A 17,802-nucleotide genomic window follows, 5' to 3' on the forward strand; every position below is an offset into this window, starting at 1 on the left:
GGGGCACCGCTGCGGCGCACTAGGCTGGCTCGTCGTGTCCGCGCAGCTTCCGAGTCGTCCCGACCCCGAGCCCGTGCCGGCGGCCGTCCAGGAGACCGTCCGCCGGCTGGTCGACGTCTCCCCCGTGCTGACCGAGCTGGGTCGGCGCTTCGCCGCGGCGGGCTTCGAGGTCCACCTGGTCGGTGGCTCCGTGCGCGACGCCCTCCTCGCCGCGGGCTCCGGCGAGCCGCGCGTGCCCGGCGACCTCGACCTCACCACCGATGCCCGGCCCGAGCAGGTGCTCGAGCTCCTGCGTGGCTGGGCTCGTTCCACGTGGAACACCGGCATCGCCTTCGGCACGGTGGGCGCCGACATCGGCGGCGACCGCGTGGAGATCACCACCTTCCGGGCGGACCGCTACGACCGGGAGTCCCGGAACCCCGAGGTCGCCTGGGGGGACTCACTCCTGGACGACCTCGTCCGCCGTGACTTCACGGTCAACGCGATGGCGATCAGCCTGGGTCCGGACCGGACCGTGACCGACCCCTTCGGCGGCCTGGGCGACCTGCTCGCCCGCCGGCTGCGCACGCCGGGGGCTGCGGTCGAGTCCTTCGCCGACGACCCCCTCCGGATGCTGCGGGCGGTCCGGTTCGTGGCCCAGCTTGGCCTGAGCCCGGTCGACGAGGTCGTGGAGGCGATGACCTCACTGGCCGGTCAGCTGTCGCGGATCACGCCCGAGCGGGTGCAGGCCGAGTTGTCGAAGACCCTGCTGCAGGACTCCCCCCGGGCGGCTCTGGAGCTGTTCGTCTCGACCGGCCTGGCCGACGTCGTGCTGCCCGAGCTCTCCGCCCTGCGCATGGAGATCGACGAGCACCACCAGCACAAGGACGTCTACACCCACTCGCTGACCGTGCTGGACCAGGCGATCGATCTCGAGAAGGCCGATCCCGACTCGGGCTCGCCCGACCTCGTGCTCCGCCTGGCCGCGCTGCTGCACGACATCGGCAAGCCGGCCACCCGCCGGCACGAGCCGAAGGGCCGGGTCTCGTTCCACCACCACGAGGTGGTGGGGGCGAAACTGGTGCGCAAGCGGCTGCAGGCGCTCAAGTACTCCAAGGAGATCGTGGAGTCGGTCTCCCGGCTCACCTTCCTGCACCTGCGGTTCCACGGCTACGGGTCGGGGGAGTGGACCGACTCCGCGGTCCGCCGGTACGTCACGGACGCCGGCGACCTGCTCCCCCGCCTGCACAAGCTCGTGCGCTCGGACTCCACGACCCGCAACAAGCGGCGGGCCGCCGCGCTCTCGGCGACCTACGACTCCCTCGAGCGGCGGATCGCCGAGCTGGCGGCGCAGGAGGACCTCAACCGCGTCCGCCCGGACCTCGACGGCAACGCCATCATGGAGATCCTCGGCCTGGGGCCCGGCCCGGAGGTCGGCGCCGCGTGGCGTTTCCTCAAGGACCTGCGCCTGGAGCGTGGCCCGCTCGACCCCGACGACGCCGAGGCCGCGCTGCGCGCCTGGTGGGCGGAGCGCGCGGGCTGACCGATGGGCCGGCCGACGCCTCGCTCCAGCACCGCGGCAGGAATGCCGAGATAGCACTCGTGCACCCGCAGGACCCGGTAGACGGCGGAGCGCACCTGCCGGCGTCCCCGACGGGGCGGGTGCCGCACTGGGTCCTCGACGAGGCCGCCGGACCGACGTCCCCGTCGGTGCCTCCCCGCCGTCGCCGCCGCTGGCTGCCCTGGAGCGGTCTGCTCGTGACCGCTGCGGTCGCCGGCGTGGTCACGTTCACCGACCCGGGCGACCTGCCGTGGGGAGACCGCCTGCCGCAGGCCTCCCCCGACCTCCCGGCGCCGTCCGCGCCGGCCCGACCGACAGACCGCCCGGCTCCCGGTGGACTGGTGGTCCCCCTGGGACGTCCGGCGGCGCCGCCGCCGGGCGGGGGCCCGCACGCCTTCACCGCCCTGCAGGACGACGGCGTCACCCCCGTGGCCTACGACCCGTGCCGGACCATCCACTACGTGCTGCGCCCGGACGCCGCTCCCCCGGGCGGCGAGGAGCTGGTCCACGCGGCGGTGCGGCGCGTCTCCGAGGTCACCGGCCTGCGCTTCGCCTTCGACGGCTACACCGACGAACCGCTCGCCGACGACCGGCCGGTGTACCAGCCCGAGCGCTACGGCGACCGCTGGGCGCCGGTGCTCGTCGGCTGGCAGACCGAAGCGGAGAACCCGGCGCTGACCGGCGACGTGGTGGGTCAGGCCGGCAGCTCCGCGGTCTCCCTGGGCGACGGCCCCAAGGTGTTCGTCACCGGCACGGTCGGTCTCGACGCCGGGCAGCTGCCGGAGATCCTGGACGGGCGCGACGGCATGTCGGTCGTCCGGGGCATCGTGCTGCACGAGCTGGGGCACCTGGTCGGTCTCGCGCACGTGGACGACGAGGCCGAGCTGATGTACCCCGAGGCACGGCGGGCGGTGGCCGACTTCGCCGACGGCGACCTCACCGGCCTGGCGGCCCTGGGCGCGGGCCCGTGCGTGCCGGATCTCTGAGCGTCAGACCCGTTCCCGGCTCATCCGGGCGTGCAGGACGGCGGTGAGCACGTATCCCCCGCCGACCACCGCCACGAGCGGTCGCGAGACGCCGCCGGACGGCAGGACGAACGCCGACACCACCAGTGCCGCGACAAAGCTGACGTTGACGAGGGTGTCGTACACGGAGAAGACCCGACCGCGGTGGTCGTCGTCCATCCGTTCCTGGAGCGTGGCGTCCACGCAGATCTTCACGCCCTGCCCCAGGAAGCCGAGCACGAACCCGGCGGCGACGGTCGCCGGAGGCGACACCAGCAGACCCAGCCCCAGCTGGGCCAGGCCGCCGACCACCAGGAGGGCGCCGATCCACGCCCTGGTCCCGGTCCGGCGCACCACCACGGGGGTGACGGCGGCGGCGCCCAGGGTGCCGAGCGCGCCGGCCGCGAGGACCTGCCCCAGGCCGGTCAGGCCTCCGGGGAACAGCCCCGAACCGTTGGTGAACGTCCCACGGTGCAGGAGCAGGGTCATCAGGGTCAGCACCCCGAACCAGCACCGGTGCAGCGCGATCACGGTCAGCGCCGCCCGCGCGGGCCGGTCCCGCCAGGCGTGCCGCGCGCCCGAGACCATCCCGGCCAGCACCGCACGGGCCGACAACCGCGCGGTGCGGGCAGCGTGGTCCGGGCCGAGCGCGCCCCGTCCGAACGCGGCGACGACGGCGGCCGCACCCAGGTACGGCAGCGCAGCGGACAGCGCCAGGGCTGCGTACCCGGCGTCCCCGCCCCCGGTCACCGGCGAGAGCACGAGGGCCGCTCCCCCGCCGGCGACCGTCGCCACGGCACCCGACGTCGTCGAGAGGGCGTTGGCGGGGACCAGTGCCGTCTCGTCGGTGGTGTGCGGCAGCCCCGCGGAGAGCGCGGACAGGACGAAGCGGTTGACGGCGAACACCGCCAGTCCCGCGACGTAGAAGGCGGGACCCTGCACACCGGCGAGGATCGCCGCGGCCACGACCGCGACGAGCAGGCCTCGCACGAGGTTCGCCCGGAGGAGGATCTGCCGGCGGCTCCAGCGGTCCAGCCACACCCCGGCGAACGGCCCGACGAGGGAGTAGGGCAGCAGGAGGACGGCGAAACCGGCGGCGACGTCGACCGGGTCCGCGGCGTGCTGGGGGTTGAACAGGACGGTGCCGGCCAGCGCCGCCTGGAAGACCCCGTCGCCGAACTGGGCGAGCAGGCGCGTGCCGAGCAGCCGCCGGAAGTCCCGCCGGCCCAGGAGTCCGCGCACCGCCGTCCCCGCACCGGCCACGCGGTCACCTTAGGGGCGCGGACGCAGGCCGCACCCAGGGCCGCTCGGTGGGGCACACTGGGGAGGATGTCCCCGGTGCCCGCGTCGCCCGATCCCGAGTCCGGTCCGCCCACCACGCCCGTGACCGGCCGTCGCCGCGCGCCCGCCGTGCCGACGCTGTCCATCGGGTGCCTCGACGACGTGAGCGCGGGGACCCTCCTGGTGGCCATGCCCTCGCTGCAGGACCCGACGTTCGCCGGCACCGTCGTCTACGTCCTCGACCACTCCGACACCGGCACGCTGGGCGTCGTCCTGGGCCGGCCCAGCCAGGTGGAGATCCGCGACGTGCTGCCGGGTTGGTGCGATCTGGCCGTCGAACCGGGCGTCTTCCACGTCGGCGGGCCGTGCGAGACCGACACCGCGCTCTGCCTGGCCACGGCCGAGGAGTCCGATCCGGACGCCGGACTGCGCCCGGTCGCCGGCGACGTGCACCTGGTCGACCTCGACGGGAACCCGGACGACCTGGCCGGGCGGCTGACCGGGCTGCGGGTGTTCGCGGGCTACGCGGGCTGGTCGCCCGGCCAGCTGGCCGGGGAGATCGCCGAGGGCGCGTGGGCGTGCGTGCCGAGCCGGCGTGGCGACGTGCTCAGCGAGCTGTCCGGCCTGGAGCTCTGGCGCCGGATCATGGGCCGCCAGACCGGCCGCCTCGCGGTGCTCTCCACCGCTCCCGCCGACCCCGCCGCGAACTGAGCCGCGCGCCGCGCCGGAGAACGGGCTGCGCGACGGCGCTCCGTCTGGTAGGAAGGACACCGGGAAGGGCGGTCTGGGGAAGAGACCGCCCTTCCCACTTGTCTGTGGCCCTGGAGAAGGCCCTTCCTCAGACGCCGAAGTCCGCCGCCACCTGCGGGTGGTCCGCCGCGGCCGCCGCCTCGCCGTCCTCCGGCAGCGTCACCCGTCGGGTCCCGTGGTCGGCCAGCGTGAGCGTCACGTCCAGCCCGCTGTCGGGCAGCGTGGCGCGGTACTGCACCAGCGTCCGGTCGGCCGCGTCGACCGCGACGCTGCGCCCGTCGCGCAGCCGGTACACCACCGTCGCCCGGCCGTCGATCGGCTCCTGGGCCTGCCACCGGTAGGGGCCGTCGAGGAAGAGCTCGGGATCGTCGGCCTCGGGCTGGGCCAGGTTCAGCAGCATCTGCACGAGCACGTCGAGCAGCTCGGGGTCCTGCGGGTCGGCCGGGAGCGGCCGGCGCAGGTACGCCGCGTCCGGGGCGCCGTCGGCGGCCAGCGCCTCGGGGAGGCCCGGGACGTCGCCGGCCCACAGCTCGTCGCGGTCGAAGAAGAGGGTCCGGGCGTCGCGCTCCTCGTCGTCGACGACGGTGACCGCCTGGGCCCGGCCGGCGCCGGTGCGGAAGTCCACCTCACCGGTGAGGGTGAGCAGCGCGTCGTCCCCGAAGGGCACGGAGACCACGAAGTCGGCTCCGCCCTCCTCGTGGTTGCGGTGCAGCAGCTCGGCCAGGATCTGCGCGTCGTCCTCCGTGACCGGCTCGCCGGGTGCGCGTTCGCCGTCGGAGCACGCCGTCAGGGCCAGCACCGCCAGCGCGACCGCGGTCGCGAGTGGTCGGCGCGCAGGCATGTCCGGAGCCTAGGGAGCGCGCGCCGCCAACCGGGGGAGGAACGCGGCAGGGCCCGCATCTCCACCGGAGATGCGGGCCCTGGTGACCTGCTGGGGGACGGTCCTCAGCGGTCGACGTCGCCCTTGATGAACGCCTCGACGGCGTCACGGGCCTCGCTGTCGCTGTACTGCACCGGCGGCGACTTCATGAAGTACGAGGACGCCGACAGGATCGGGCCACCGATCCCCCGGTCCTTGGCGATCTTCGCGGCGCGGACGGCGTCGATGATGATGCCCGCGGAGTTCGGGGAGTCCCAGACCTCGAGCTTGTACTCCAGGTTCAGCGGGACGTCGCCGAACGCGCGGCCCTCGAGCCGGACGTAGGCCCACTTGCGGTCCGACAGCCACGGCACGTGGTCCGACGGACCGATGTGCACGTTGTCCTTGCCCATGTCGCGGTCGACCTGGCTGGTGACGGCCTGGGTCTTGGAGATCTTCTTGGACTCCAGGCGCTCGCGCTCGAGCATGTTCTTGAAGTCCATGTTGCCGCCGACGTTCAGCTGCATGGTGCGGTCCAGCTGGACACCGCGGTCCTCGAAGAGCTTGGCGAGCACGCGGTGGGTGATGGTCGCGCCGACCTGGCTCTTGATGTCGTCACCGACGATCGGCACACCGGCGGCGGTGAACTTGTCCGCCCACTCCTTGGTGCCCGCGATGAAGACGGGGAGGGCGTTGACGAACGCGACACCGGCGTCGATGGCGGCCTGCGCGTAGAACTCGGCGGCCTGCTGCGAGCCCACGGGGAGGTAGCAGACGAGGACGTCGGCACCCGAGTCGCGCAGCGCGGCGACGACGTCGACCGGCTGCTCGTCGGACTCCTCGATGGTCTCCCGGTAGTACCGGCCCAGGCCGTCCAGCGTGGTACCGCGCTGCACGGTCACGCCGAGCGGCGGGACGTCGCAGATCGAGATCGTGTTGTTCTCGCTGGCCACGATGGCCTCCGAGAGGTCCCGACCGACCTTCTTGGCGTCGACGTCGAACGCGGCGACGAACTCGATGTCGGAGACGTGGTACTCGCCGAAGCGGACGTGCATCAGCCCGGGCACCGAGCCCGTCTCGTCGGCGTCGCGGTAGTAGTGCACGCCCTGCACGAGCGATGCGGCGCAGTTACCGACGCCGACGATGGCGACCTTGACCGATCCCATGACTCTCCTTCTCCCTGGACCGTTGGTCCGGTGTACGTGAACCGCGAACGGTCCGGTGATGACTGACGGCCGGGCCGGAGCCCCGCCGCCCTGGTTCAGGTGCTGACCGGTGGCTCCGACGGCGGTTCCGAGGACGGCTCCGACGCCTGCCGGCGCTCCGGTGACGGCTCCGACGCCTGCCGGCGCTCGCTGTCGATCAGCTCCGACAGCCACCGGACCTCCCGGTCCACCGAGTCCAGGCCGTGCCGCTGGAGCTCCAGCGTGTACCGGTCGAGCCGTTCGCGGGTACGACCGAGCGAGGCACGCAGGCCCTCCCGCTGCCGCTCCACGGTGCGGCGGCGACCCTCGAGGATCCGCAGCCGCACGTCGCGCGCGGTGTGCCGGAAGAACGCCAGCCGGACGCCGAAGGAGCCGCCGTCGTCGTAGGCCTCCGGGCCGGTCTGGCCGACCAGCTCGTGGAAGCGCTCCTTGCCCTCCGCGGTGATCGTGTAGACCACCTTCCCGCGCCGTCCGGTGAGCGGCGGTGCATCGGCCGGCAGCAGGGCACGCGGCGTGGGCTCGTCGGTGGTGATCAGCCCGGCCGCCTGCATCCGCCGCAGCGCGGGGTACAGCGATCCGTAGGAGATGCTGCGCAGCCCGCCGAGGACGGCAGCGAGCTGCTTGCGCAGCTCGTACCCGTGCATCGGCGACTGGTGCAGCAGGCCGAGGATGGCGAACTCGAGCATCTCGCCCTCCCGTCGTCTCCGAATCGATGTATCGAGACGATACATCGACGCTCAGCGGGCCACGACCCGGGACGGCGGGGACGGGTGTGCACAGCGCGACGGGTGTCGCCGCACGGGAGACCCCATCCGCGACGCGCCCTGCGTACATTGGCGGCCGTGCCCGGACGTCGATCCGTCGTGGACTACTCGCTGCAGCGGCGAGCCGTCCTCGCCGACGTGCACTCCGGGCGCACCGGTCTGTTCGAGGTGTGCGACGCCAGCCCGTACCTCTCGAGAGCGGCGAAGTACCACGGGCAGCCCACCGACGTGCCGTGCCCGGTGTGCCGCAAGGACCGCCTGACCCTCGTCAGCTACGTGTACGGCGACCACCTGGGCCCGGTGGCCGGCCAGGCCAAGACCGAGGTCGAACTCGCCCGCATGGACCGCGCGCAGGACGAGTTCTCCGTGTACCGGGTCGAGGTCTGCCGTACGTGCGGCTGGAACCATCTGGACTGCTCCTACGTGCTCGGCGCCGAGCCGGAGCCGGGGCGCCAGCCCCGGCGCGGACGCCGTCGCGCGGCGACGGAGCAGTAACCGGTCGACCGGTCCGCGACCTGCACGTGCGGGGAACGGGCCGGCGACCCGGCGGGCCGATCCCGCCCCACAGCTGAAGACGCTCCACCGTGTCCGGGCAGGTGTCCCGGCGCCCATGACAGTCCAGGAAGGGGTGTGCTCGTGCCCAGCCACGACGAGACCTCGCCCGTCGCACCGCGGGCCGGTTCGGTCCGCCGTCCCCCGGCCGCGCGTACCCGCAGCACCGGAGGCGGCGGCGGCCGGCCGCCGGTCCCGCCCGGCCGTGGCCGCACCACCGCATCCCGGGGTGGCACCACTGCCTCGCGCGGGGGGACGACGGCCTCGCGTGGTGGCACGTCGGCATCCCGCTCCGGGGGCGGCTCGGGCCGCCCGCCCGGTCGTAACGGCACCGCTGCCAAGGGTCGGCCCGCTCGCAGCAAGAAGCAGCGTCGCAAGCGCCGGCTGAAGATCGCCGCCGCCGTCGTCGGCGGCATGCTGGCGCTGCTCTGCGTCTTCGTCGGCGTCGTCTACGCCAGCACCGAGGTGCCCAGCCCGGACTCGGTCTCCACCAAGCAGACGACGATCATGTACTACTCCGACGGCACCACGGAGATGGCGCGTCTCGGCGACGAGAACCGCACCAACGTGACGCTCGACCAGATCTCGGAGCCCGCGCAGCGGGCCGTGCTGGCCGCGGAGAACCGCAGCTTCTACACCGACCCCGGCATCTCCTTCAGCGGGATCGTGCGCGCCGCCTGGAACAACGTGACCGGCGGCTCCACGCAGGGCGGCTCGACGATCACCCAGCAGTACGTGAAGAACGCGTTCCTGACCTCGGAGCAGACCTTCAGCCGGAAGTTCCAGGAGCTCTTCCTGGCGATCAAGCTGGACAACAACTTCTCGAAGCAGCAGATCCTCGAGAACTACCTGAACACCATCTACTACGGCCGCGGGGCCTACGGCATCGAGGCCGCGGCCAACACCTACTTCGGCGTTCCGGCCGCCCAGCTGACCGCGCAGCAGGGTGCGGTGCTCGCCGTCCTCGTGCGCAGCCCCTCCAGCTACGACCCGGAGACCAACCCCGAGGGCGCGCAGGACCGCTGGGGCCTGGTGCTCGACGCGATGGTCGAGGAGGGCTGGCTGACCAAGGGCGAGCGGGAGGCGTCGGTGTACCCGCCGGTGCTGCCCAAGACGGGCTCGACCCTCGGCATGCCCGACGGGCCGGAGGGCCACATCGTCAAGGAGGTCCGGGCCGAGCTCGAGCGCCGCGGCTACGACGAGCAGCAGATCAACGCCGGTGGCCTCCGGGTGACGACGACGATCAGCAAGCCCGCACAGGACGCGGCCGTGGCCGCGGTCGACGCGGTGATGACCGACGCCCAGCCGCCGGAGCTCCGGCAGGCGCTGGTGGCGATCGACCCGCGCACCGGCGCCGTGGTGGCCTACCACGGCGGCCGTGACGGCACCGGCACCGACTACGCCCAGGTGAAGCGCCAGCCCGGCTCGTCGGTCAAGCCCTACGTGCTGGCCACCGCGCTGGAGCAGGGCATCGGCATCCAGTCCCGTCGCGACGGCAGCGACAACCAGAAGTTCAAGGACCGCGAGAAGCCGGTCACGAACTCCGGTGGCGCCAGCTGCCCGGCCTGCACCCTGACCGAGGCGATCACCCGCTCGCTGAACACCACCTTCTACAGCCTGGCCTACGAGGTCGGGCCTGAGAACGTGCGCGACACGATCATGGCGGCCACCGGCCTGCCCGACACGTGGGGCGGCAGCGACTTCTTCGCCAACAAGAAGGTGCTCGCCAACGGTGACGGCAAGACCGGCTCCTCCATCGGCATCGGCGAGTACGAGATGCGACCGATCGACCAGGCGCAGGGCTTCGCCACCCTGGCGGCCGGCGGCGTCCGGCGCCCGGCGCACTTCATCGCGAAGGTGACCGACAGCGAGGGCACCGTGCTGATGGAGAACGGCGGGGAGGCCGGCGAGCAGGTGCTCCCGAGCGACGTCGTCAACGACACCACCGTCGCCATCAAGGGCGTCGCGGCCTACTCCAAGCGTGCCCTGGACGGGGGGCGCGAGGTGGCCAGCAAGACCGGTACGCAGGGGCTCAACTCGACCGACAACTCCGACGCCTGGATGGTCGGCTACACGCCGTCGCTGTCGGCAGCCGTCTGGGTCGGCGCCGACGAGCGCATCCCGATCCGTGACTCCTCGGGGCGGATCATCTACGGCTCCGGCCTGCCGGGTGCCATCTGGCAGCGCTTCATGAACGCCGTCCTGTCGGGCACGCCGAAGGAGAAGCTCCCGGACAAGGCGCTCATCACCGGCGACACCGGCAAGGGTGTGCCCGAGCCGACCACCGAGGCGCCTGCGCCGGTCACCCCGGAGGCGCCGGTGACCTCGGCGGCACCGACCACCAGCGCTGCGCCGACGACCCCGGCCAAGCCCAAGCCGGTGGACAGCGACGGCGACGGCGTCACCGACGACAAGGACCCCGCGCCCAACGATCCGACCATCCCGGTGCGCGGTCGTCCCGCGGTGGACAGCGACGGCGACGGCGTCACCGACGACAAGGACCCCGCGCCCAACGACCCGACCATCCCGGGTCGCAGCAACGGTGAGCCGGCGCTGCCTCCGCCCAGCCGCTGATCGTCGGGGTCCGTCCCGCACACTGCAGCCATGAGCACCACGCCCACGGGCCCGTCCGCCACAGCGGACGGGTCCGTGGTCGTTCCACGTGGAACCGGGCGCGGCGAGGAGCCCGACCGCGTCGTCCCCACGTGGACCGATCCGGTCGCGCGGCAGGCCAGCGAAGCCGTCGGGGGCCCGTGGGGCCGGTTCGCCACCACCGGCCGGGCGTTGTTCTGGACGCCGCTGCGCGTCTGCCTGCTCTTCGCGGTGCTGGCGCTGTCGCTCGCCTGGGTCAAGCAGGCGCCGTGCGCCGACGGCGACTGGTCGGGCCACGTGCAGTACACGCACTTCTGCTACTCCGACGCAGTGCCGCTGTTCGGGCTGCACGGGCTGGACGACGGCGCGATCCCCTATCTCGACAGCGAGGTCGAGTACCCGGTGCTGACCGGTGGCTTCATGGCCGCCGCGGCGGCGCTGTCGCGGGCCTACGACCGCGCGGCCGAGGCGTCGGCCCTGCTGCCCGCCGTCCCACCGGTCCAGAGCTACTACGTCGTCACCTGCCTGCTGCTCACGGCCTGCGCCTTCCTCGTCGTCCGCGCCGTGCTCGCCCTGACCGGCCGGCGCCCGTGGGACGCGGCGATGATCGGGCTCTCCCCCCTGCTGGTGGTGCACGCGTTCACGAACTGGGACCTGTTCGCCGTGGCGCTGGCCGCCCTGGGCATGTGGGCCTGGGCGCGGCGGCAGCCCGTCCTGGCGGGCGTGCTCCTGGGCCTGGGGGTGGCGGCCAAGCTCTACCCGGTCTTCCTGCTGGGCGGGCTCCTCCTGCTCTGCCTGCGTGCCGGGCTGCTGCGCGTGTGGCTGCGCACCGCGCTGGCCGCGGTGGCGGTGTGGGTGGTGGTGAACGCCCCGGTGGCCGCGCTGGCTCCGGAGAACTGGGCACGGTTCTTCCGGCTCAACAGCAGCCGCCCGGCCGACCCGGACTCGCTCTGGAACGTGGCCCTGCACCTGACCGGCAACCGCATCCTCGACGGACCGCTGGCGGAGGGGCAGACCCCGACGGTGCTCAACGCGCTCGTGGCGGTGACCCTGCTCGCCGGCGTCGCGGCGGTCGGCTGGCTCACGCTGTCGGCGCCGGTGCGCCCCCGGGTCGCCCAGGTCGCGTTCCTGCTCGTCGCCGTCTTCCTGCTGACCAACAAGGTGTGGAGCCCGCAGTACTCGCTGTGGCTGCTGCCGCTCGCCGTCCTCGCCCGGCCGCGGTGGCGCTCGCTGCTGCTCTGGCAGGCCACGGAGGCGCTGCTGTGGGTCCCCCGGCTGCTCTGGTACCTGGGGCCCCAGGACCGCGGTGTCGACGTCGAGTGGTTCCTGCTGGCCGTGGGTGTGCGCGACATCGCCGTCCTCGCGGTGATGGCCCTGGTCGTCCGGGACGTGCTCGAGCCCGACCGGGACGTCGTCCGCACCAGCTGGCCGGGGGTCGACGATCCGGCGGGCGGACTGCTCGAGCACACCCCCGACGCCGTCGTCCTCGGGCGCTCAGGCCAGCGCCTCCCGTAGCCGCGCGACCTCCTCCGCACGGCTCGCCGCGTCACCCGGGGTCTCCAGGACGACGGGGCAGTCGGCGGCGCGCGCCACCTCCAGGAGCAGGTCCTCGGGGATCTCCCCGCCGGCCAGCGGTGCGTGCCGGTCACGGCTGGAGCCGGCGGGGTCACGACTGTTGTTGAGGTGCACCAGGTCGATCCGGCCGGTGACCGACCGCACGTCGTCGACCGCGGTCGCCAGGTCCCACCCGGCGGCCCAGGCGTGGCAGGTGTCGAGGACGAACCCGGCGCCGAACTCCCCCACCGCCTCCCACAGCCGGGCGAGCGCATCGAGATCGCGGGCCATGGAGTTCCCGCCACCGGCGGTGTTCTCGATGAGGACGGGCACGGGGAAGCCGCCGTCGTCGGCCTGCCGGGCGAAGGTCTTGCGCCAGTTGTCCACCCCGGTGGCCGGGTCGTCGGCGGCCAGGACGTGCCCGCCGTGCACCACCAGTCCCCGGGCACCGATCGCGGCGGCGGCCTCGGCGTGCTTCCCGAGCAGCTTCCGGCTCGGGATGCGGATGCGGTTGTTCGTCGTGGCCACGTTCAGCACGTACGGGGCGTGCACGACGACGGCGAGGCCGGAGGTGCGCAGCGCCTCGGCGTCGGCACGGGGCGCCGGGGCCTTCCAGTCCTGCGGATCGGCGAGGAAGACCTGGACCCCGTCGGCGTCCACCTCGGCCGCGCGGGCGACCGGCCCACCCGCGGCGAGCTCTCCGGCGTCGGGCAGGCCGGCGCCGACGTGTACGCCGATCGGGTGCGATCCCATGCGTGCTCCTCGAATCAGCGACGAGATCCAGGGTTACCCGTATCGCCCGCGTCACATCATCGTTGAGGGCGTGACGGGGGTTACTCGCCGGTAGTGGTGTGGCGTCGACGTGGAGGTAGCAGAACATGGCAACGGGTCGCATACGACGGACAGCCCGCCGCGGTCTCGCCGTGGCCGTGCTCGCCTGGATCGGTGTCGCCACGGCCTCCGTCTCCGGTGCCCCCGAGGCGCAGGCCGCGCCGACGGCCACCGTGCCCATCCGCGACCTCACCCAGCTGGTCGTCTCCGTGGACCAGGGCGGCACGGTCACCTTCGTCAACGAGCTGCAGGACAAGCAGCTCAAGGTCGGGGGCACGCTCCTCCCGGCACTGGTCGACGTCACGGTGAAGACCGACGTCGCGCTCACCCTGCCCGGCCAGCAGCAGCCGAAGACGCTGGCGCCGAAGGAGCAGTTCGCCCAGAAGTTCGACGCCAGCTGTGTCGTGGGCTGCTGGCTGACCTTCACCTACCGGTACGAGAGCCGCGCCGCGATCACCCAGCCGCTCATCGATGCCACGAACAAGCTGCTGCCCCCGCTGCCGCGCCCCCAGCCGCTCGTCGTCAACACCCTCCTCCCGCTGCCGAACCTGGCCGGCGTCAACCTGCCCCAGCTGCCGCCCGTCCAGCTGCCGCCGCTGCCGCAGGTCCAGGTGCCGGGGGGCCCCGGGCAGACCCCGGTGACGCCGCCGATCGAGCAGCCGAACCAGGACGGCCCGGCCCAGCAGGGCATCGACGGCAGCCAGTACCAGTACCCGCTGGGCGGCGGCGGTGCCGCGAACCTGGCTCCTGCCACGCGCAGCGCGATCGCTGCCTTCGACCCGTCGGCGTTCTTCGTCCCGGCCACCGGCGGCGGCGCGCGCTCGGCCACCGGCGGCGGCTCCGGTGGGCTGGCCGGTTCCTACGACGGCGCCTCGGTGCCCGTCTTCGGCCAGCTGGCCGGCCTGGACGGTGCCGCCCTGGACGCGGAGAGCGCCGAGACGGTGAACGCCTCCGCCGAGCAGCCGGCGACGCTCCCGGCTGCGGCGCTGGCCGCCGTGGTCGCACTGGCCGCCGTCACCGCGGCGCTCGTCCGCACCCACCAGGCGTCGCGCGCCAGCCGCTGATCCACTCCGCCACCGTGGCCGCCGCCCCCGCCGGGGACGGCGGCCACGGCCGTTCCCGGGGGCCAGGTGGACGGCGGCCGGGGGCGCGAACCGCGTCGCTGGTAGGCTGGACCTGCGCGTTCCGGGTCTCGTAGGAGTCCCCGGGGCGCGCGACGCATGTACGACCCTCCTGCTGCAGATGCTCTGCAGCCGCTGAGACCAGAGGAGGTGGGGTTCTCCGTGCGCAATTACGAACTGATGGTCATCCTCGACCCCGATCTCGAGGAGCGCACCATCGCTCCCTCGCTCGACCGGTTCCTGACCGTCGTCACCAAGTCCGGTGGCACCGTCAAGACCGAGATCTGGGGCCGCCGTCGGATGGCCTACGAGATCAAGAAGCAGGTCGAGGGCATCTACGCCATCATCGACATCCAGGCCGAGCCGGCCGCCGTCCAGGAGCTGGACCGCCAGCTGAACCTGAACGAGTCGGTGCTGCGTACGAAGCTGATGCGGCCCGAGGTCCACTGACCATGGCCGGCGAAACCGTCATCACCGTGATCGGCAACCTCACCGCCGATCCGGAGCTGCGCTTCACGCCGTCCGGCGCTGCCGTCGCCAACTTCACCGTGGCGTCGACGCCGCGGACCTTCGACCGTCAGTCGCAGGAGTGGAAGGACGGCGAAGCCCTCTTCCTCCGCTGCAACGTGTGGCGTCAGGCCGCCGAGAACGTCGCCGAGTCGCTGACCCGCGGCTCCCGCGTGATCGTCAGCGGTCGCCTCAAGCAGCGCTCCTTCGACACGAAGGAGGGCGAGAAGCGCACCGTCATCGAGCTCGAGGTCGACGAGATCGGCCCCTCGCTGCGCTACGCCACCGCCAAGGTCACCCGCGCCTCGCGCGGTGAGGGCGGCGGAGGCGGCGGCTTCGGCGGCGGTGGCGGTGGCGGCTTCGGCGGTGGCGGTGGCGGCGGCGTGAGCGACCCCTGGTCGACGCCTGCCGGTCCGTCCGACGAGCCGCCCTTCTAAGAGGACCCCCTCGCCCCCCACGCCTCGCTCCGCTCGCCGCGGGGCCCTGCGAGGGGGCCGTTCCATCACACTTTTCTGGAGAGAGACAGTGGCCAAGCCCCCTGTTCGCAAGCCCAAGAAGAAGGTCTGCCAGTTCTGCAAGGACAAGGCGACCTACATCGACTACAAGGACACGACCCTGCTGCGGAAGTTCATCTCCGACCGCGGCAAGATCCGTGCCCGCCGCGTCAGCGGCAACTGCAGCCAGCACCAGCGTGACGTCGCCACGGCCGTGAAGAACAGCCGTGAGATGGCGCTGCTGCCCTACACCTCCACGGCGCGCTGATCATGAGCACGATGAAGCTGATCCTCACTGCTGAGGTCACCGGTCTCGGGTCCTCCGGCGACACCGTCGAGGTCAAGGGTGGCTACGGCCGCAACTTCCTCCTGCCCCGCGGGCTGGCCATCGTCGCCACCCGAGGTGCCGAGAAGCAGGTCGAGTCCCTGCGCCGGGCGCGTGCCGCCCGCGACGTGCGCTCGCTCGAGGAGGCGCAGGCCGTGGCCGGCCGCCTCGCCGGGCTGACCGTCCGGGTGCCGGCCCGTGCCGGTGACGGCGGCCGTCTGTTCGGCCGGGTCACCACCGCCGACGTCGCCGCTGCGGTCACCGCCGCCGGTGGCCCGGAGCTCGACCGTCGTCGCATCGAGCTGCCCAGCAGCATCAAGACCACGGGCCACCACACCGTCACCGTGCGGGTGCACCCCGAGGTCTCCTCCCAGCTGACGATCGACGTCGTCGCTGGCTGAGCCCGGTGAGCCGCTGAGAGGCTCTGCACCGCCCGCGAGGGGCGTCGGACATCCATCCGGCGCCCCTCGCCGCGTTCGTGGGTCAGGAGGCCACTGGGCCTGGTGCTGGACATCCGTGGCCGCCGAGCTCGTCGCCGCCGGTCAGCCGTGCCGGCCCTTCCCGGCGATGCCGTCCTGACCAGCACGCGTCGTCCCCTCCGCCCCGGAACGGTCGGGTGCTGCCGGTTCTGGGACCCGTCCGTCACGCGGGCACCACCGGTGACAGCGGTGGAAAAAAGTTCCGGAGAACTTCGCGTCCACAGCCGGGGGACGACGTTCGCGCAGGTCGGGAGCGGCTTCCCCGCCGTCGACCACCGCCCGTCCCCTGCCTTCTCCACATGTCGACACGCGTCCGTCCACCGACTTGTCCACAAGTTGTGCAGATCGGCGTGCACATCGGTGTTGGACGCGGGCCCCTCCCGGTTCCTAACGTCCTCCTCGGCCACCGCGCACCCGGGACTGTCGGTCCCCTGCGGTAGGCAGGAACCGAACAGCTGTTCGGTCCGGCGCAGTCCGCCGAGCTCGCGTACTTCCCCTGCGCGCAGTGGTGTCGCGGGCGCGCCCGCAAGGAGATGGAGGTACCCCCGTGGCGGTGGCCGACGAGTTCAGCCGACCGTCCGTGACGGCGCCGGAGTACGACCGGCAGCCGCCGCAGGACGTCGCGGCGGAGCAGTCGGTGCTCGGCGGCATGCTGCTGAGCAAGGACGCGATCGCCGACGTCGTGGAGGTCTTGCACGGCAACGACTTCTACCGTCCGGCGCACCAGGTGATCTTCGACTGCATCATCGACCTGTACGGGCGCGGCGAGCCGGCTGACGCGATCACCGTGGCGGCGGAGCTCAACCGCACCGACCAGCTGTCGAAAATGGGTGGCGCGGTCTACCTGCACACCCTGATCGCCTCGACGCCGACGGCGGCCAACGCCGGCTACTACGCCGCCATCGTGGCCGAGCAGGCGGTGCTGCGGCGGCTGGTCGAGGCCGGTACCCGCGTGGTGCAGCTGGGCTACGGCGCCGCCGGCGGCAAGGGCGACGTCGACGACATCGTCGACCGCGCCCAGCAGGAGATCTACGACGTCACCGAGAAGCGCATGAGCGAGGACTACTCGCGCCTCGAGGACGTCCTCCAGCCGACGATGGACGAGCTGGACGCGATCGCCTCCCGCGGCGGCACCGCGCGCGGCGTGCCCACCGGCATCCGCGACCTCGACGAGCTGACCAACGGCCTGCAGGCCGGTCAGATGGTGGTCATCGCCGCCCGGCCCGGTGTCGGCAAGAGCACCCTGGGCCTGGACATCGCCCGCTCCGCGACGGTCAAGCACGGCATGCCGGCCTGCATCTTCTCCCTGGAGATGAGCAAGCACGAGATCACCATGCGACTGCTGTCGGCCGAGGCGAAGGTGCCGCTCCACCACATGCGCGCCGGAACGCTGTCCGACGAGGACTGGGCGAAGCTCGCCCGCCGGATGGGCGAGGTGGCCGATGCGCCGCTCTACATCGACGACTCGCCGAACATGACGATGATGGAGATCCGGGCCAAGGCCCGGCGTCTCAAGCAGCGCAACGACCTCAAGCTCATCGTCATCGACTACCTGCAGCTGATGACCTCCGGCAAGAAGGTCGAGAGCCGTCAGCAGGAGGTCTCGGAGTTCTCCCGCGCGCTGAAGCTGCTGGCCAAGGAGCTCGAGGTCCCGGTGATCGCGATGTCGCAGCTGAACCGTGGATCGGAGCAGCGCCAGGACAAGAAGCCGATGCTGTCCGACCTCCGCGAGTCCGGCTCGATCGAGCAGGACGCCGACATGGTCATGATGATCCACCGCGAGGACATGTACGAGAAGGAGTCCCCGCGGGCCGGCGAGGCGGACATCATGCTGGTGAAGCACCGCAACGGCCCCACCGCGAACGTCACCGTCGCCTTCCAGGGCCACTACAGCCGCTTCGTGGACATGGCGAACTGACCGACGCAGCAAGCGCGCGACGAGAG

At 72.6% G+C, this 17,802-nt stretch carries 17 protein-coding genes; 12 read left to right on the plus strand and 5 right to left on the minus strand.

Annotated elements, in window-relative coordinates:
* The first annotated feature begins 34 nt into the window (after positions 1 to 34).
* Both DQ237_RS04255 and DQ237_RS04260 read left to right on the plus strand, forming a co-directional pair.
* A complete protein-coding gene (locus tag DQ237_RS04255) occupies positions 35 to 1,522 on the plus strand; it encodes a CCA tRNA nucleotidyltransferase (RefSeq protein WP_113797554.1) in 1,488 nt (495 codons plus the stop codon).
* Positions 1,523 to 1,641: 119 nt separating this feature from the next.
* A complete protein-coding gene (locus DQ237_RS04260; protein ID WP_240619402.1) occupies positions 1,642 to 2,526 on the plus strand; it encodes a matrixin family metalloprotease in 885 nt (294 codons plus the stop codon).
* 3 nt (positions 2,527 to 2,529) lie between these two features.
* Here the strand turns inward: DQ237_RS04260 and DQ237_RS04265 are convergent, their stop codons facing one another.
* Positions 2,530 to 3,807: an MFS transporter gene (locus DQ237_RS04265; RefSeq protein ID WP_113797556.1), complete on the minus strand. Its 1,278-nt coding sequence runs from the start codon at positions 3,805 to 3,807 to the stop codon at positions 2,530 to 2,532.
* 75 nt (positions 3,808 to 3,882) lie between these two features.
* Here DQ237_RS04265 and DQ237_RS04270 point away from each other — a divergent pair, with 75 nt between their 5' ends.
* Complete coding sequence (locus tag DQ237_RS04270; protein WP_240619403.1) at positions 3,883 to 4,536, plus strand: YqgE/AlgH family protein; 654 nt, start codon at positions 3,883 to 3,885, stop codon at positions 4,534 to 4,536.
* A gap of 127 nt (positions 4,537 to 4,663) precedes the next feature.
* Here DQ237_RS04270 and DQ237_RS04275 read toward each other — a convergent pair whose 3' ends face one another.
* The 3 genes from DQ237_RS04275 to DQ237_RS04285 all read right to left on the minus strand — a co-directional run bounded on the left by DQ237_RS04275 (position 4,664) and on the right by DQ237_RS04285 (position 7,325).
* Positions 4,664 to 5,416, minus strand: a complete 753-nt coding sequence (locus DQ237_RS04275; RefSeq protein ID WP_113797560.1) for a hypothetical protein — start codon at positions 5,414 to 5,416, stop codon at positions 4,664 to 4,666.
* 104 nt (positions 5,417 to 5,520) lie between these two features.
* Positions 5,521 to 6,600: an inositol-3-phosphate synthase gene (locus DQ237_RS04280; RefSeq protein ID WP_113797562.1), complete on the minus strand. Its 1,080-nt coding sequence runs from the start codon at positions 6,598 to 6,600 to the stop codon at positions 5,521 to 5,523.
* A 95-nt stretch (positions 6,601 to 6,695) separates the two neighbouring features.
* A complete protein-coding gene (locus DQ237_RS04285) occupies positions 6,696 to 7,325 on the minus strand; it encodes a PadR family transcriptional regulator (RefSeq protein WP_113797564.1) in 630 nt (209 codons plus the stop codon).
* Between the two features lie 156 nt (positions 7,326 to 7,481).
* On the opposite strand from DQ237_RS04285, the gene DQ237_RS04290 reads away from it, so the two are divergent.
* From DQ237_RS04290 to DQ237_RS04300, 3 genes are all read left to right on the plus strand, one after another.
* Positions 7,482 to 7,898 (plus strand): DUF5318 family protein, encoded by a 417-nt coding sequence (locus DQ237_RS04290; RefSeq protein WP_113797566.1) that lies wholly within the window; start codon positions 7,482 to 7,484, stop codon positions 7,896 to 7,898.
* 141 nt (positions 7,899 to 8,039) lie between these two features.
* Positions 8,040 to 10,529, plus strand: coding sequence for a transglycosylase domain-containing protein (locus DQ237_RS04295; protein ID WP_240619404.1), 2,490 nt, complete (start codon positions 8,040 to 8,042; stop codon positions 10,527 to 10,529).
* A gap of 75 nt (positions 10,530 to 10,604) precedes the next feature.
* Positions 10,605 to 12,062 (plus strand): glycosyltransferase family 87 protein, encoded by a 1,458-nt coding sequence (locus DQ237_RS04300; protein ID WP_240619405.1) that lies wholly within the window; start codon positions 10,605 to 10,607, stop codon positions 12,060 to 12,062.
* Here the strand turns inward: DQ237_RS04300 and DQ237_RS04305 are convergent.
* Positions 12,042 to 12,854: a deoxyribonuclease IV gene (locus DQ237_RS04305; protein WP_113797570.1), complete on the minus strand. Its 813-nt coding sequence runs from the start codon at positions 12,852 to 12,854 to the stop codon at positions 12,042 to 12,044. The two genes, DQ237_RS04300 and DQ237_RS04305, sit on opposite strands and share 21 nt — an antisense overlap.
* Before the next feature lie 170 nt (positions 12,855 to 13,024).
* Between DQ237_RS04305 and DQ237_RS04310 the strand changes: the two genes are divergently transcribed.
* The 6 genes from DQ237_RS04310 to dnaB all read left to right on the plus strand — a co-directional run bounded on the left by DQ237_RS04310 (position 13,025) and on the right by dnaB (position 17,776).
* Complete coding sequence (locus DQ237_RS04310) at positions 13,025 to 13,996, plus strand: hypothetical protein (RefSeq protein ID WP_113797572.1); 972 nt, start codon at positions 13,025 to 13,027, stop codon at positions 13,994 to 13,996.
* A gap of 219 nt (positions 13,997 to 14,215) precedes the next feature.
* Entirely contained in the window at positions 14,216 to 14,503 is a 288-nt protein-coding gene (gene rpsF / locus DQ237_RS04315; RefSeq protein ID WP_113798480.1) for a 30S ribosomal protein S6, read from the plus strand.
* Positions 14,504 to 14,505: 2 nt separating this feature from the next.
* On the plus strand, positions 14,506 to 14,997 hold the full coding sequence (locus DQ237_RS04320; protein ID WP_113797574.1) for a single-stranded DNA-binding protein: 492 nt from the start codon (positions 14,506 to 14,508) through the stop codon (positions 14,995 to 14,997).
* Between the two features lie 88 nt (positions 14,998 to 15,085).
* A complete protein-coding gene (gene rpsR / locus DQ237_RS04325) occupies positions 15,086 to 15,322 on the plus strand; it encodes a 30S ribosomal protein S18 (RefSeq protein WP_012951016.1) in 237 nt (78 codons plus the stop codon).
* A 2-nt stretch (positions 15,323 to 15,324) separates the two neighbouring features.
* Positions 15,325 to 15,780: a 50S ribosomal protein L9 gene (gene rplI / locus DQ237_RS04330; RefSeq protein WP_240619406.1), complete on the plus strand. Its 456-nt coding sequence runs from the start codon at positions 15,325 to 15,327 to the stop codon at positions 15,778 to 15,780.
* Positions 15,781 to 16,405: 625 nt separating this feature from the next.
* Positions 16,406 to 17,776, plus strand: a complete 1,371-nt coding sequence (gene dnaB, locus DQ237_RS04335) for a replicative DNA helicase (RefSeq protein WP_113797576.1) — start codon at positions 16,406 to 16,408, stop codon at positions 17,774 to 17,776.
* Positions 17,777 to 17,802: the final 26 nt, after the last annotated feature.

This window comes from Blastococcus sp. TF02-8, assembly GCF_003319175.1.
Taxonomy (GTDB): Bacteria; Actinomycetota; Actinomycetes; order Mycobacteriales; family Geodermatophilaceae; genus Blastococcus.